Below are 15396 nucleotides of genomic sequence, written 5' to 3'. Positions count from 1 at the left end.
TTGCGCCTACAATCAAGGCAATTTGAGCACATTTTTAAAATAAAATCTGTTACACTTCGAATTTGACTTGAAAGTGTCAGAGTTCTTAGACTCTAGGTCATTAAGTTTTAGCTGTATCGGGAAGCGTCGGGAAGCGCAAACCGCCTTGGTAAAGGCATTACTTAGTCTAAACGAAGTTAAAATATTCCTCCGTGGGGGGATTTTGTCTAATAAGGACAGCAAATGAAATTTAAGATCCATAATTTATGCGCAGCATTAACACTTGCGGCTTCCGCTTCAGCGGTGCAAGCAGATGATTTGTTGCAAATTTATCAGCAAGCACTGACCAGCGACCCGCTCGTATTGCAAGCCCAAGCCCAGCGTAATGGTTTGTTTGAGAAAATCGAGCAAAACCGCGCTCCGCTGTTGCCAACCATTAGTGCAAACGTCGGTTATGACAAAGCTTGGAATGATCCGAAGGATGATGCAAGTGGTCTAGTAGGTAGCCTGAAATTAAATCAAGTCATCTATGATCACAGTGCTTGGGTTGGTTTAAGTCTTGCTGAGAAAGCCGCTTCTCAAGCTGATTCCGCTTATGCTTCCGCATTACAAAACTTGATTACTCGTATCACTAAAGCCTATTTCGATGTATTAACGGCGAAAGACAACTACGAGTTCCAAGGTGCAGAAAAACGCGCCATCGAGCGTCAACTTGAACAAACTAAACAACGTTTCGCAGTGGGTTTAACCGCGATTACCGATGTGCATGAAGCTCAAGCGCAATATGACTTAGCCTCAGCCACTGAAATTTTAGCCGAAAACACGCTCGCCAATAGTTATGAAGCCTTACGTGAAATCACCGGCATCGATCACAAGACGATTAATGTGCTAGATACCAACCGTTTCTCAGCCGTTACGCCAGCGCCAACGTCATCTAGCGAATGGTTAAAAATTGCTGAAACCAATAGTGTTGATTTAATGACTCAACGTATTGGTAAAGATATTGCCCAAGAGACCATTAAGCTTTATCAAGCAGGCCACATGCCGTCTTTAAGCTTAAATGCCGGTTACAACAAAGGTCTTGAGCAAAAAATGGGTAATCTCAACGAACCTGATTTTGATAATGTCAGCGTTGGTGTCAACTTAAGCATTCCGATTTTTGAAGGTTTCAAAGTCAGCTCACAAGTTAATGAAGCACAATTCCAGTATGTTGAAGCAAGTGAAAAGCTTGAGCAAATTTACCGTGGTGTAGTGAAAAACGTTCGTAATAACTACAACAACGTAGGCGCTTCTATCAGCTCAATCAAAGCTTATGAGCAATCGGTAATTTCATCAGAAAGTGCCCTAAAAGCCACTCAAGCGGGTTTTGAAGTGGGTACTCGTACTATCGTTGATGTTTTGAACCGTACCCGTGACTTATACGACTCAAAACGTAAATTATCCGATGCGCGCTATAGCTACATCAACTCAGTTGTTGCACTAAAGCAAGCTGCGGGTACATTGAATGAAGATGATGTTATCGCCATCAATAATGGCTTGATTGCACAGTAACAACGCTCTCAGTCATTAAATATAAAAAACCGCCATTTGGCGGTTTTTTTATGCTTAGAAGTTAAAATCAACAAAATTAGAAGTTGATTTCAACACCCGCAAAATAACCTTTAAATTTAGTATCAGCACTCACACCCGAGAAATTACTCACATCGAATAAAAATTCACGGTAGCCTACACGTACACGCGTATCGACGGCCAAACCATCAAATTGCCAACCTAAACCAATTGCATAGTCGTGCACGCTTGACTCATTGACGCCCTGCATCAAATCAGCAAAACCGTACAAGCCTAAGCCAGGCATACCTACATGCGTACTGGCGTAACCCATCACAATACCGCTATCGACATCTTTCTCTTCTGGATGGCCAGGATCTTGAACACGCAGTGAACCATTCATTAACTTGTATGCTGCACCGAGATCCAACGACACTATGTCGTTGTCCAATATTTCGTAGTACAGCACGAAGTCTGTGTTACTCAAATCAGTATAAGCAGTAACATTACCTTTAAAATCATGCCCATTGAAGTTGAAATCAGCATCCGACATGCCGCCTTTCTGATCTAGGCTATTTTCACGGATTTTAATGTTAGGGACAAATGGCAATGGGTGCTCAACTGCAATCCAATAACTGCCTTGAGCAGATGAACTGTAATCAAATGTTTGTTGTGGTTGACCTTTATCAGCAAAAGTACCGCTAGTATCGGCGCGCCAGTAATCACCACCAATCGTAAAACCAACCACAGTGGCCGCTTGGGCAGATGTGGCCATACAGAATCCTAATACCGCACTGGCGAGGAGAGTTTTTTTCATAATTAACCTTGAGATAGCAAGTTCGTTAAATCAATCACCGCGGCATTCGCACGGGATACATAGTTAGCCATAACCAATGAATGATTAGCGACTAAGCCAAAACCGCTGCCATTCAGCACAACAGGGCTCCAGACAGTTTGCTGAGTCGCCTCCAGCTCACGAATGATCTGTCTTAGGCTCACTTCAGCATTTTTCTTCTTCAATACGTCAGCAAAGTCAACTTCAACTGCGCGCATAAAGTTCAACAACGCCCATGAAGCACCACGGCTCTCATAGAAGACATCATCAATTTTCCACCAACTGGTTTTTACCTGATGGCTGGTCAAATTTGGAGTTGATTGACGCGCCGAATTGTCACCAGCTAGGTCTGTATTTAAGCGCTCTTGGCCAACGCTGGCAGATAAACGCTGCGACATACTGCCCAGACGTTTCTGCACTTCTTTCAACCATTCATTAAGGTTGTCAGCACGGGCATAAAACTGTGCATCTTGATTATTTGGGTCCATCATGCGGGCACGATAAAGCTTCAGCAATTTGATTGCATCGCGATATTCGCTTTCGGCACTCGGTACTAACCAGCTTGTGTGGTCAATATTGAGCTTAGATTGGGCTTCGCCTAAATCTTTGTCCGCCGCAGATTGTGACTGTGAGCGGCTAAACTCTTTACGCATAATCAAGGCTAAATCACGGGCTTGCTCCAAAGCACCATATTCAAATGCGGGCATGTTATCCATGAAGATGGAAGGTGGCATCACATCGTTTGATAGCCAACCACCTTGCTTATCGAGTAAATTTTCGACTGTGAGGATTAGCGATGTAGTAGTAGCGTACCCAACAATATTCTTATTGGATGCTGTTAATTGTTGAGGGCTAATTGGATCCGGTTCGATACTCCACCATACACTCACGCCATAACCGATTAATACTAAAAATAAACCGACCCCGGTAACTTTTTTCCATGTAATTTGCATCAAGCGACTCCTTAATGATGGTGATGATGCTCTTGCTCTGCGGCGTTTTCTGCTGCTTTACTAACAGGCAGGGTAATTGCCATTTTCTCGCCACCGTCAAACTCTAATTGCAGTTCAACTTGTTGCTCTAACACCAATGGCGCTTTTAAGCCAAGCAACATGACGTGATCCCCTGACGGCGTTAACGTTAATGTGCCATGGGAGGGGATGTCAAAACCTTCAACATGGCGCATCTTCACCATGCCTTGGTCTTCGATAATCGTGTGTAATTGGGCATCCTTTGCCACAGTCGAACTGACACCGATAAGACGAATCGCTTTATCTGTGTGGTTTTCAAGCGTAAAGTAAGCGGCAGTATTTGGTACTGTCTCAGGCATGGCGCGTATATGACCTTCAGTCATGACTACGTTCGCCAACGCTGAAAATGATGCACAAGATAAAACTAGACAATTAAACAGCTGTTTGAATATTGGTTTCAATGTCTTAAACTCCATGTCTACCCAATGTCGTCGTAAAGGAAACAACCCATGAGTCATATACAGGTTCAGGATGATCAGGGAGTGCGTATTATTAGCTTTAATCGCCCTGATAAACGCAATGCACTTGATCTTAATATGTATAAACAACTGACAGAATACCTGATCGAAGGTGAAGCAGACAACGACATTCGTGCCTTTATGCTCCATGGCCAAGATAATTGTTTCACCTCAGGCAATGATGTTGCTGACTTTTTGAAAAATAGTGACTTAGGGCCAAATCATCCCGCAGTACGTTTCTTATTTTGTCTGCTCGAACTCAAAAAACCTCTGGTGGCTGCTGTTTCTGGTGCCGCCGTCGGTATAGGTACAACCGTACTGCTACATTGCGATCTGGTATACGCTGACAACACGGCGAAATTTCAACTTCCCTTCGTCAACTTGGCTCTCGTGCCGGAAGCGGGGGCTAGCCTACTCTTACCAGAACTCATTGGTTATCAAAAAGCGGCTGAGTTACTGCTACTTGGTGAAAGTTTTAATGCCGAGACGGCCCATAGACTCAATATGATCAACGAAATTGTGGCCCATGAAGATTTACTCAGTTATGCATTATCTCAGGCAAAAAAATTGGCCAATCAACCGCCACAAGCACTACAAATCACACGTCAATTAATGCGTCCGCATAAAAATCGTGTACAACACCAAATGCACCAAGAACTTGAACAATTTAGCGCTAGGCTAAAAAGTGATGAAGCCAAAAGCAGATTTCAGGCTTTTTTGAAAAAGTAGTCTGCAAGGCAGTATGCATATACATTTTCGCATGAGGGTCAAAGTCCCCTCTTGTTGATAGGTTTAACTGCATCATTTTAAATCACAACAAGCCACTTATGAGCTCATCGAACGCCAGCCATCACGGCATGCTTAGGCTGGTTTTTTCCATTGGTCAACTAACAATGCTAAAACAAAGTAAATTAGCAAACTTACACCCGGCATAAATACAACTGCACCAGCCCACACCGCACGAGTCCAAAAACAAGACCAATCAAATTTCCACGCCATGCCTGCAGCAACACCACACACTAACCGCTCTGGACTCTCCATACGCACTTTTAATCGTTTCATCTAAAACCTCGGCTCAGTTCATCGCTAACTTATTTATCACTAACACTATGCCACTGAAACCAGCAAATAATGCCTGAAAACAACGCAAGACTAATTACAGGTAACAGTAGCAATGTCATCAAAGGTGCTACAAACCACATAAGCAGATCCTTTACTTAGCGCTATATTCATCGGCACCTGCCGATTCACCTTTATTTTCAGCGTTTAAGCTAAGTTGACTGTTGAAGTCATAAATACTTTCAGCCAGTTGTGTTTGCAATGACATCACAAATTCACGCTTTACACTGACGAACAACTCTTGTGTCTGCGCAGTTAATGTTTGCTCAATAGTTCCCACAACATCTGATATTGGTGCGGCTTCTGCGTGTGCTGCAACGCTACCGACTAACGCGCCTAATAACACACTCATTTGTACTGATTTTTTAATGGTTAACGTAAACATGATGGCATCCCTTTCGATTAATTAACTTGACGAAGGGACTATTACAAACTGCGTGCCAACTTATAAAGATATTTTTAAGATTATGATTTTAATCATTTTAAAAAATTTATGTGGACAAAATGAGATATAGGGATGGATTGAAAAATAACAAGTGGTGAAAAATACTACTCAAATTAGTAAATTTCACCATCTTTTAAGTCGAGTGGAATTACTCTACAACTTCAGCCTGAATATTCTGAAAAGCCTGCTTTACCACTTCTATCCCAGCGCCGTTTTTATGGGCATTTTCGCTCAAATAACGGCGCCACGCACGGGCACCCGGTAAGCCTTGGAATAACCCGATCATATGGCGAGTAATATGATTAAGTCGCCCACCCGACTGCAAATGTGCTTCGATATAAGGCAACATAGCCTCAATCACAGCCTCGCGGCTGATCACTGCTTTTTGACTGCCACACAATATTTGATCCACCTGCGCCAGAATATAAGGATTCTGATAAGCCTCGCGCCCCATCATTACTCCATCGAGCTGCACTAAATGAACTTGTGCTTGCTCGAGAGTTGTTACGCCGCCATTAATACCAATATTAAGTGCAGGATAATCACGCTTAAGTTGATACACACGCTCATAATCGAGCGGCGGGATCTCGCGATTCTCTTTTGGGCTTAACCCTTGAAGCCACGCCTTACGCGCATGGATAGTAAAATCCGTACACCCTTTTGCACTGACCACATCAATAAACTGGGTTAAAAACGCATAACTATCTTGTTCATCAATTCCGATACGCGTTTTCACAGTCACAGGAATATCAACGACTTGTTTCATGGCGTCAACACACTCAGCCACTAACTCAGGTTCCGCCATCAAACACGCGCCAAAGCGACCATTCTGCACTCGATCGGAAGGACAACCCACATTGAGGTTAACTTCATCGTAGCCTCGCTCAGCAGCGAGTTTAGCGCAACGAGCCAAATCTAAGGGATTAGAGCCACCTAACTGCAACGCCAAAGGATGTTCTTCTTGGTTATACGCCAAGTAATCACCGCGACCATGCAATATCGCTCCTGTTGTCACCATCTCCGTATACAACAAAGCATTAGCCGACATCAAACGTGCAAAATAACGATAATGACGGTCCGTCCAATCCAACATGGGCGCAATGGAAAATGTTCTATCGAGGGTTTTAGGCGCTAAACCTTGGTGCTGATGGGTTTTATCTAAATTCATTACAATCCGAAAAGTTAATATTTTTGCTAATTTTTGTACGTTTTTGCATGTTTTGCATTGCTCGGGGAACCTATAGTGATCCACAATGGATTGGACTGAAGGGTTCGGGGAACCAAAAACATGGCATCATATAGCATTCAAAAACGCGAAAAAGCCGACGGCACTGTGCGGCATCGCTGCCTAGTTCGTGTAAAGAAAAACGGCAAAATATTATACACGGAGCAACGTACCTTTACCAAATATGCCGCTGCCGAGGCATGGGGTAAAGATCGGGTGATTGATATTGAGTCAAACGGGTTTGCTACTGAGGATACGGCTCCTGTTACATTGGGCAGCATCATCAACAAAGCCCTGACAGATGAAAATATCGACAGCAGCATTGGTCGTTCGAAGCGTTTTTGTTTAAGGCTGTTATCTGATTGCGATATTGCTAAATTGAATCTGACTGATATTAAGCCGCACCACATCATCGATCACTGTAAATTGCGACGCAGCGCAGGCACTGGGCCATCTACTATTGCAGTTGATGTAAGCGTGATCCGATGGCTGCTACGAATCGCTAAATCAAATTTTGGGCATGAGGTTTCACAAATTTCGGTTATTGAGGCTTACGATGCACTGTATAGCCAAGACTTGATCGCTAAATCGGGGAAGCGTTCGCGCAGACCGACTACGGATGAGATTGAGAGGTTAAAAGTTGGATTAGCTGCAAGAGCAGATCAACGGGCTGCACACATCCCTTATATTGATTTGCTGGATTTCTCGATACTGAGTTGCATGCGTATTGGTGAAGTGTGCCGGATAACATGGGACGATGTAGATGAGGCACAAAAGGCCGTGATTGTTCGTGACCGTAAGGACCCGCGTAAAAAAGCAGGCAACCACATGTTGGTACCGCTGTTAGGTGGTGCCTGGGAGATACTGCAAAAGCAGCCGAGGAATGATGCGCGGGTTTTCCCCTACAACGAGCGCAGTGTTACTGCAGGGTTTCAGCGGGTGCGTAACGAATTGGGAATTGAAGATTTACGCTATCACGACCTAAGGCGTGAAGGTGCAAGCCGGTTGTTTGAGAAGGGCTATAGCATTGATGAAGTGGCGCAGGTGACAGGGCATAGGAATGTTAATACTCTGTGGCAGGTGTATACCGAGCTATTCCCTAAGCGGTTGCATGATAAGGACTTGAACTAGTTTTAATTAGGAAGAATTTTAATAAACTAAATTAAAACTAAAAAGTTAAAATGAAATTTCAACCTTTAGTTCTAAATACTGATTAACCTGATGATGTACACGAAACATGGTTACATGTGAATATCCATATCTCTAACGGATACAGAGAGCTAACGGTATTATATAGTTCCTGATTTTTTGATAAATCTTATCTTGTTCTTACATTTATAAAGACATCTTTTTATACGTGTTAAATTACAACTTTTGAATGACAACCATGAAAGTCAAAGACGTGGGATAACCATCAAAATTTTTACATCCGTAATTTATTGAATTTAATTAGATACATCCACCAATTAGAACTAACAACGGTAAAATAAGTCTAGAGTTCAACTAAGGTGAATTAATAAATTCACATAAAAGCATCATTGTACAAACAATGCTTGTGTAGTACGCTCATTTCGCTTACGTCAATAATATGGATATTAGAAGGTGTAATTATGAAAAAAAGTTTATCGGTTTTAATAGCTTCACTATGTCTAAGTACTTTTTCTGTTAATTCTGAAGAATACAAATGGGATGCTGAAATAATTTCAAAAAATTATGATCTGAGTATTGCAGGAAATGCAAACTATACATCTCCCATCGTTATCAATGGCAGTGTCGTGAGTAACAAATTAAACATCACGCACTTCGACATAAACAATATCTATCTCAAACTTCAGCAAGAAACCACAACTAGATTAATACCTGAAATAAGCAAAATAGTTGAAAAAGCTAGCATTCATTTAAGAAGTGTTCAGGCAACTTATTCAGCCCCAATTAAATTCAAGCTGACTGGTAAAAGTAATGGTGGTATAGAAGTAAAAGTCACCATCCCAAATCTCAATATTGTCGCCAAGGCAGAAAAGAGTTGGTATCTGGATGTAAAAGCAAAACTTAACATGAGTAATATCGTTGTGTCTGGTGATTATAATTTGATTACTGGTGTAATTGACAACCCGCAGTTTTCTGCCACTAAATCTGTTGATGTTGATAGCAACTTTGGCCCATTCCTTGGACCATTAGAAATGTTGACTATTGATAATATAGCAGAATATATAATCTCAATTGGTGTAACTAAAGTCATTACACAGACATTATTATCTGTTCAGAATAGTGATACTAAAATTTTAGGACTGGATCAGATTGTCCAGCCTAATAAATACATCGTAAACAACATTGATGTAGGACAATTTATCAAAGAGTCACTCTCAGGGTTGCTGGATAAACAGTATATTGAAGTGACGTTGTATCAACAATCCTTAACGCCTGAACCTATGCCATATCGCTGCTTTGAACCCAGTAATGTTACTTGGTCTAACAACATTGCAGAAGTCCATCTTTCAGGAAAACATTTCTTGAGAATCAAACGTGATACTACCCAAAAATGCACATGGAATTGGGGAAGTGGTCAACAGCCTGACTACTAAAAAACTTTAGTGACGTAAGCAACACAACGACAATACAGAGGTATTTATACTTCTGTATTGTCGTTTTTGAGGTCAGATAGGTGGAGTGCCTTAAACCTCTATCTCTACAAATGGCAAATCTGGTGCAGTCCCTAGCACCCTGCCGTCTTGTACATAGATATGATCGCCTACCGTTCCTGAGCCAATAGCGCGGATAGTGTGGCCGCTGGCACTGCTGGCGGTGACAGTGCCATCCGCATTAACCGCAGACACAAGCATGATCTGCCGTGGCAGCACCAAAGCAGATTGAAGTTGTTTGAGCATGATTTTCTCGACAGAAGTTAAGAGGGATAAAGCCTAGGCCATAGGGAGTAGAACCTAGATCTAACTTTCTAACGGGCTGATCAGTGTGATGCTTTGCTCGATATCAATATCACCACGGTCGCTGATGCTGGCTCGGATAATCCAACTATCGCACACGCCTTTAAACACTTCGCTGTTGATGGTGACGCCAATCAACATACCAGGTGTGGCAGGTGGTAAGTCGGCCATCACTGGCATCGAGATATTCACGCTCAACTTATCGCCAGTTTCGGCCAGTGCATTAGTGCCGGCTACGCGGGCGGCTTGGTTATCGACAATCAGTTGGGCAATGATATCAGCGGCGGGAATATTACCAGCACTGCCAGCGCGTTTTACTTTTGCATCAATGCCCTGCTGTTCGCCACGCAGCCACACCACGTTACACAATGGATTGCGGCTAACTGAATCGCTATAGCTAGTGATCACCGCATCGTGCAATGCCAGATCTGGCACTGCAGTTGCCATTTCCCACGGTGCAGTAGGCCAGCGCGGGACGATAGTCAGCTTTTTGGCCGCATCATCGGTTAAGATCATGCTGCCCAATTGCCCTACCGCCTCGGCTACTGCTTCGATAGGCGTTTTATTGCCCACGCTAAACGCCCCCGCTGGAATTGTAAAATCAGGGATGCCGCTTAACTCTACTGTCCAACCTGTGGTTTGCAGCAAATCACCGATAATACCGCCAAGGCTGAGCAAGACGGTGTTGGTGTAGCTGATTGGCAAAAGGTAAGGTGATGACAGCTCTGCTGCGCGTGATCGGCCTGTGCTGCTGTGGGTTTCAATCCCAAAGGCTTTGCTGGCGCTTGGCTGCTCGGCAATGGCATAAAACTCATAACCGTTGATGGTGATCAGCAATAGCTCATTGTGGGCACGCTGCGCATCGATACGGCTTGAGAACTCAAGGCTAACCGACCTCGCCCACTGCCCACGGCTTTGGCTAATGCTCACACTGGTGATCACAATCGGTAAACTGTCTGATACTCGCACGCATGTGATCGTTGGCTGCATTAAGTAGTACCTGCGGATTTGTGGTTCAATCGGGATTTTAAAATCGATATTGGGTAATGGTGGGTTAGCATCAATGAGGCCGCCGCCATCGTCCCAGTAGCAAACGTTCGGTGAGGCCGTGAACCGTAAAACAATAGGGTTTGGTTGTGTAGATAATGGCTCATTAAATCGAAGCGTGACCTTACCAACGGGAGGGCGGTACTTGGTAGAGCAAACCCAGCGCGGTTCGTGGAAGCCCCATTTAATCGACTTTTCATCATCGACCACAGTGCCACGGTACTGAATAATCAACGCGCTTTCTTGTTCTTGACCATCTATCCATGCGACTGCCGTGTGTAACTGGTGCGCGGCAATATCCAGCCAGTTGATTGAGAATTGTATTTGATACTCATCTGGCACAACCCAGTTAACGCTTAATGTAATTTGGTGATCAATTGGCAGCGACCAATTAATGCTAGTGTTTGTTTGGGTATCTAGATTGAATAACCAATTGATTGATAATACTGAATCGTTTGCAATATTGGATAACCATACTGCATCAAATTTAATCTCATCGGCGTTGTAATTATCCCACGGTGATTCAATTTTAGATTCAATATCACTTGAAAACTCAGCCAACAATAATGATTGTTCAACAGCATCGAGCGTAAACCAACTGAATCCACACTCGATACCAAATGAATTATCAACAACAACTGGTGTGTCAATAAACCTGATTGTTATTGGGCTGACCGCATTTAACCAAGGTGTGTCAAACCGAAGCGTTATTGCTGTCATATCGCGTTCGCATTAATATTTTCAGCACGTACACCATCGACAAATTTGCAATTGTACACATGGTTGTCGTCCAAAATACCAACTAGCAATGTATCGTTCACCGCATGGCTATACGGTACAGTAAATGATGTAACAGGGCTGACCACTTTAAACATGTAGTATAAATCACCTGTATTTCGATGCATCAATACCACCCTTTCAGCATCTATGTCAGTGTCTATAGTAACCCTTGCTTGCATAGCAACAGGTGCTTTAACAACAATATTTACAAGTTGTTTAATCATACCATGTACCTGTTTTAACCCACTGTTGGGGTGAGTTATACGATCTCAATAGAACCCATACCACACCAGATTGTGTAATCTCTTTAGGCCAGTTCACAGTCCGATAACCTGCAAATGATGATGTGTATAAACCGGGAACATGCCCTCGGCCAACCGGTGATTCAACACTTGCATTTTGTGCAAGTGCACCAATGATAGGTATCGGTGACATTACATGATTGATACCCAAAAGTTCTGCATCACCATTTGGCGCAGGTGAGTTTTTATAAAAAGTTGATTTTGTAAAACTATACATGATATTAGAATTGCTACCGTCGGTGTTATATAACTGTGCACCCAATGCACCACTATTAGTAGTTACCCCGTTACTATTAGTAGCATCGGCACTTACAGATTCACCCGATACAATCGTAAAAACACCAGCATCATTTGCAACCGATGATTCGATATCACCTATAAAATAAGCTTGAGTGTCATAACCATACCCTTGTAAACCGTTTAAAAGATTAGCTGTATAATGCTGTATTAGATAAAATCCCCGGCTGGTCCCTATGACTTCCCAACCCTTTGTGCTTGATGCAGATAGTAACCCCCTAGTCCACAATGGTTTTACAAAAGTGTCAATGGATGTCATCGACAGGGCACACTTCATCATTATTGTTTTATATGCAACATTGCTACCGTCTAGTGAATAGAATTTTACATAGCCACCACTACCACCATCAGTGATTGAATTACGAAATACAGCACTGTACACACCTGCATTTTCGAATTCTAATGTCCAACCGAGTGGTGATTTAGAACCATAACCCTCAACCAACACTTTTTTTAAAATATTAATCCATTCCGATGGTGTGCCATTAGTTAATTGCGGTGCACCCGCATCGGTATAACGATAAACAGTTACTGGTAATCCCATTGCATACCCCTATTAAGATTCGTTGCCACGGAACGCGAGCACGGCGCGGTCGGTGGTGATTTGACTGTGACCGCTTTGCACTGTGCGCAATAACATGACGGGTTTACTCGCGGCATAACTCATAAAACGAATGGCCTCGCCCGCTTGCCAGCCACCACCAAATGCGCCAGAACGAATAATGAAGTAAGGCTGCAGGGTTAGCGGGTTTACAGGTGCAAAGTCATTAAGCGTGTCGCCCGTGGCAATTTGACCGAGGCGGCGACCAACGCAACGGAATGCGGTTGCACTGGTGAAGATCAATACCCAGTCCTCATTTACTGCAGCGTCGTTACGGACCTCGATGGGAAAATCGACAGTATTCATGTTGCCTGTTGCGGGTGAACCATCGAGATCCCAATTATTAGCCCATGCCGTCATATCCCGCACCGTGCCGATACGGGCCTGTAAGTCTCCCAAATTTTGCACACTCGATACATTGGCACCGATTGGATATGTTTGGCTTAATGGCGATGCCAGTATTAATGCCTGTGCTTGTACATCTGTCACTAGCGCAATTTCGCCAATGGTATCGGTGAGAATGAATGGCGCAGTAAAGCCCGTAAAATCGCTATTGATAGTGACAACACCTGTTGCTTTAACCCATGTGTAATGGGTATTAGTCAGCGTCCAAAGTGATTTACCCTCAGCATCGGTAATATCGACAAAGCGCGCATTAGCGCGAGCGTTGTAGGTTTGGGCTGGCGCTGGACTGCTCAACACTTGTATTTCAGTCTGTTGCACCGAAATCGTGTTCCATGCTGTGAATGCATTCACCACCCCGCCGTTCTTAATCCGCAATGGATTAAGGCCGTATAGTTCGGGTGGCGGTGAAAGTGTGACAGTCTCACTAATGTCATAGCGCAGCGTGGTTAAGTCCACGGCTTGTGCAAAGGTTAACTGCACATTTGCATCCGTGATATTGCCGCTAATACCTAAGCCGGTGATCACGCCAGCGTTATCACTTGAGCCCGATAGCAGGGTGTCACCTGCAGCGTTGCTAATGGTGACATAAAAGGTGTCATAAATTGGGCTGTCGGTGGCGAGCGCAAAGCTGACGGTATTGGCTGATGAAGTCGATTCCTCAATCAGACAGTCATAATGCACAGTGAAGTCACCACGGGCATCAAGGAACTTAGTGACTGCGCCAGTATGGTAATCAAGCTGTGCCAAACGCACACCACCGCTGACAAAGTTGCCGCTAGATGTTTCTGTCATGCTGACACTGCCATGGGCAGTATTTAAAAATGTCAGCACCATTTTAGTGGTACCGAGTGATATCTTTTTAAAATCAGGGAATGTGGTGGCACTGCTATATAAGCCATATTTTGCAGCGGAGACGTATTCAATTGTCAGCGTGTCTAAACCAGGTATAAGGCTAGAGGTATTCGCTGTGATAGTTGTGCCTGTGACGCTGATATTCCAATAGGAAAAGTTTGAGGCCGTCAGGCGCGGCTTAAAACCCAGTACCTCATTAACAAAGTCATTATTTAAAATATCAGATACTTCAAAAATATAGGTAAATTGACCATAGATATAAGGCTGTGAAACGTTATTTTTGATAACGGTACTTGGCACATCACCACTGCCGCCCTCAACAATACTTTTACCTGTCAGTGGATTAACCGTTTTTACTTTTGGCAGCAATTCCGTTTGAGTCGATTCAACAGCTAAAGTATTGGTTGCTGAGGCGGCAGTGAGTTTGGTTACGCCATGATATTTAATCCCGTCATTATCACTGGTGTAGCGTAACTTGGTGCAGCCTGACTCACCGTTGATTGTTATATCGTAGTTAGGTGTGATAAACGGAATGGCGGGTTTAAACTTCACTATGCCTGTGGGGCCACCAGTAACCGTTTCTTGAATTTGGCAGAAATGCTCAAACCGTGGGTAAAGTGCACTTTCGGCGCCAGGATACTCAACAGAAATAACAACGGTTTGTCCCTGCAGTAATGTGACGTTCGACCAATACTCAGTACCATTAAATAGATAACTAGATTGCAGATACGACTTAGGAAAGGAATCTTGCCCTTCCAGAAAACCAATTAAGCGATTGCGGATCAACTGGCCAGCACGAACGGATGATTCCAGAATCTCAACCATATCGGTCATGCGGTCGGCATCATCAAGCGTAGCGGCTTCGGCGATCAATAAACTGACCAGATCATCGGTGGGCTTTTGGCTGATAAACACATGACCATCGAGCAAAATCGATGTATCAGGGGTATTGAGTGCGGGATAACACTTCACAATATCAACCGCTGATTGCGCGTGATCTATGTCAGAAATAGCGCGAAACAATTCGTTAAGCTTACCAGACTCAACCGCCAGCTTGGTACGTTGCCCACCTGCATCGTCGCTTGAGCCTAATTGCTCAGGTTTAAATACTTTTAAATCTAAACGGGAAATAGTCATAAACGGCCTATAAAGTCAGAAACTTAAGAACCACGTTAGTGAGCTTTTCAAACCCGCCAACTTCGTCAAATAAATCCTCGCCCGTTATGGGCGAGCCTGCAGTGTTATCCCAAACCACGTTATAACTGGTGCCTTCATAGGCCAACGTGAAGGCGGTTAACGTAATGGCGGCATGGGCTTTTAATTGTTCAAACTCAGGGCGCAGCATCCATCCCGATTTGGTGCCTAACTCCATGGCAATACCGGCTGGGATAATGGTTTGCTGCACCAATGGCGCACCGTTTAAGGCGCGCTTCATGTTGGCCGCCACGCGTGGCGTGTTGTCGCGATTTAGCCACAGCAAATCCACCGCGATATCGATGCTATCGATGGTTGTCATAGGGACCTTTAATT

Annotated in this window: 16 protein-coding genes; 4 read left to right on the top strand and 12 right to left on the bottom strand. The window is 43.8% G+C overall.

What is annotated here, in order from left to right; genetic code table 11:
• The first annotated feature begins 222 nt into the window (after positions 1-222).
• Positions 223-1530: an outer membrane channel protein TolC gene (tolC, locus tag RA178_RS03830; protein ID WP_105251469.1), complete on the top strand. Its 1308-nt coding sequence runs from the start codon at positions 223-225 to the stop codon at positions 1528-1530.
• Positions 1531-1606: 76 nt separating this feature from the next.
• Here tolC and RA178_RS03825 read toward each other — a convergent pair whose 3' ends face one another.
• Genes RA178_RS03825 through RA178_RS03815 form a run of 3 tightly spaced genes read right to left on the bottom strand, consistent with a single transcriptional unit; the run spans position 1607 to position 3809 of the window.
• The gene (locus RA178_RS03825) at positions 1607-2344 is read right to left on the bottom strand and encodes a TIGR04219 family outer membrane beta-barrel protein (RefSeq protein ID WP_168826660.1); all 738 of its coding nucleotides are present in this window, start codon (positions 2342-2344) and stop codon (positions 1607-1609) included.
• 2 nt (positions 2345-2346) lie between these two features.
• Positions 2347-3315, bottom strand: coding sequence for a DUF2333 family protein (locus tag RA178_RS03820; protein ID WP_105251468.1), 969 nt, complete (start codon positions 3313-3315; stop codon positions 2347-2349).
• Positions 3316-3326: 11 nt separating this feature from the next.
• Entirely contained in the window at positions 3327-3809 is a 483-nt protein-coding gene (locus RA178_RS03815; protein ID WP_263164696.1) for a copper chaperone PCu(A)C, read from the bottom strand.
• A gap of 33 nt (positions 3810-3842) precedes the next feature.
• Between RA178_RS03815 and RA178_RS03810 the strand changes: the two genes are divergently transcribed.
• The gene (locus RA178_RS03810; protein ID WP_028761866.1) at positions 3843-4580 is read left to right on the top strand and encodes an enoyl-CoA hydratase; all 738 of its coding nucleotides are present in this window, start codon (positions 3843-3845) and stop codon (positions 4578-4580) included.
• Between the two features lie 132 nt (positions 4581-4712).
• Here the strand turns inward: RA178_RS03810 and RA178_RS03805 are convergent, their stop codons facing one another.
• The 3 genes from RA178_RS03805 to dusA form a co-directional block, all read right to left on the bottom strand.
• Positions 4713-4913, bottom strand: coding sequence for a PspC domain-containing protein (locus RA178_RS03805; protein WP_113941528.1), 201 nt, complete (start codon positions 4911-4913; stop codon positions 4713-4715).
• A 151-nt stretch (positions 4914-5064) separates the two neighbouring features.
• On the bottom strand, positions 5065-5355 hold the full coding sequence (locus tag RA178_RS03800; RefSeq protein ID WP_173246873.1) for a hypothetical protein: 291 nt from the start codon (positions 5353-5355) through the stop codon (positions 5065-5067).
• A 208-nt stretch (positions 5356-5563) separates the two neighbouring features.
• Positions 5564-6583 carry a tRNA dihydrouridine(20/20a) synthase DusA gene (dusA, locus tag RA178_RS03795; protein WP_306684610.1) on the bottom strand — a complete coding sequence of 340 codons (1020 nt, stop codon included), beginning with the start codon at positions 6581-6583 and terminating at the stop codon, positions 5564-5566.
• 120 nt (positions 6584-6703) lie between these two features.
• Between dusA and RA178_RS03790 the strand changes: the two genes are divergently transcribed.
• Together RA178_RS03790 and RA178_RS03785 are read left to right on the top strand one after the other, a co-directional pair.
• A complete protein-coding gene (locus RA178_RS03790; RefSeq protein WP_168826656.1) occupies positions 6704-7771 on the top strand; it encodes a tyrosine-type recombinase/integrase in 1068 nt (355 codons plus the stop codon).
• A gap of 479 nt (positions 7772-8250) precedes the next feature.
• Positions 8251-9222 (top strand): hypothetical protein, encoded by a 972-nt coding sequence (locus RA178_RS03785; RefSeq protein ID WP_306684609.1) that lies wholly within the window; start codon positions 8251-8253, stop codon positions 9220-9222.
• A 90-nt stretch (positions 9223-9312) separates the two neighbouring features.
• Here RA178_RS03785 and RA178_RS03780 read toward each other — a convergent pair whose 3' ends face one another.
• The 6 genes from RA178_RS03780 to RA178_RS03755 are packed head-to-tail and all read right to left on the bottom strand — an operon-like array spanning position 9313 to position 15382.
• The gene (locus RA178_RS03780) at positions 9313-9525 is read right to left on the bottom strand and encodes a hypothetical protein (RefSeq protein ID WP_105251461.1); all 213 of its coding nucleotides are present in this window, start codon (positions 9523-9525) and stop codon (positions 9313-9315) included.
• A gap of 60 nt (positions 9526-9585) precedes the next feature.
• A complete protein-coding gene (locus RA178_RS03775; RefSeq protein ID WP_306684608.1) occupies positions 9586-11349 on the bottom strand; it encodes a hypothetical protein in 1764 nt (587 codons plus the stop codon).
• Positions 11346-11633: a hypothetical protein gene (locus RA178_RS03770; protein ID WP_012196696.1), complete on the bottom strand. Its 288-nt coding sequence runs from the start codon at positions 11631-11633 to the stop codon at positions 11346-11348. Before RA178_RS03770 ends, RA178_RS03775 begins: the two co-directional genes overlap by 4 nt.
• Entirely contained in the window at positions 11626-12552 is a 927-nt protein-coding gene (locus RA178_RS03765) for a hypothetical protein (RefSeq protein ID WP_306684606.1), read from the bottom strand. Before RA178_RS03765 ends, RA178_RS03770 begins: the two co-directional genes overlap by 8 nt.
• Positions 12553-12564: 12 nt before the next feature.
• Entirely contained in the window at positions 12565-15003 is a 2439-nt protein-coding gene (locus tag RA178_RS03760) for a hypothetical protein (protein WP_306684605.1), read from the bottom strand.
• 7 nt (positions 15004-15010) lie between these two features.
• On the bottom strand, positions 15011-15382 hold the full coding sequence (locus RA178_RS03755) for a hypothetical protein (RefSeq protein WP_306684603.1): 372 nt from the start codon (positions 15380-15382) through the stop codon (positions 15011-15013).
• Between the last annotated feature and the right edge of the window lie 14 nt (positions 15383-15396).

The organism is Shewanella oncorhynchi (assembly GCF_030848765.1).
Classification (GTDB): Bacteria; Pseudomonadota; Gammaproteobacteria; order Enterobacterales; family Shewanellaceae; genus Shewanella; species Shewanella oncorhynchi.
The sequence above is the reverse complement of the archived record's forward strand: the minus strand, read 5'-3'. Positions and strand labels throughout refer to the sequence as shown.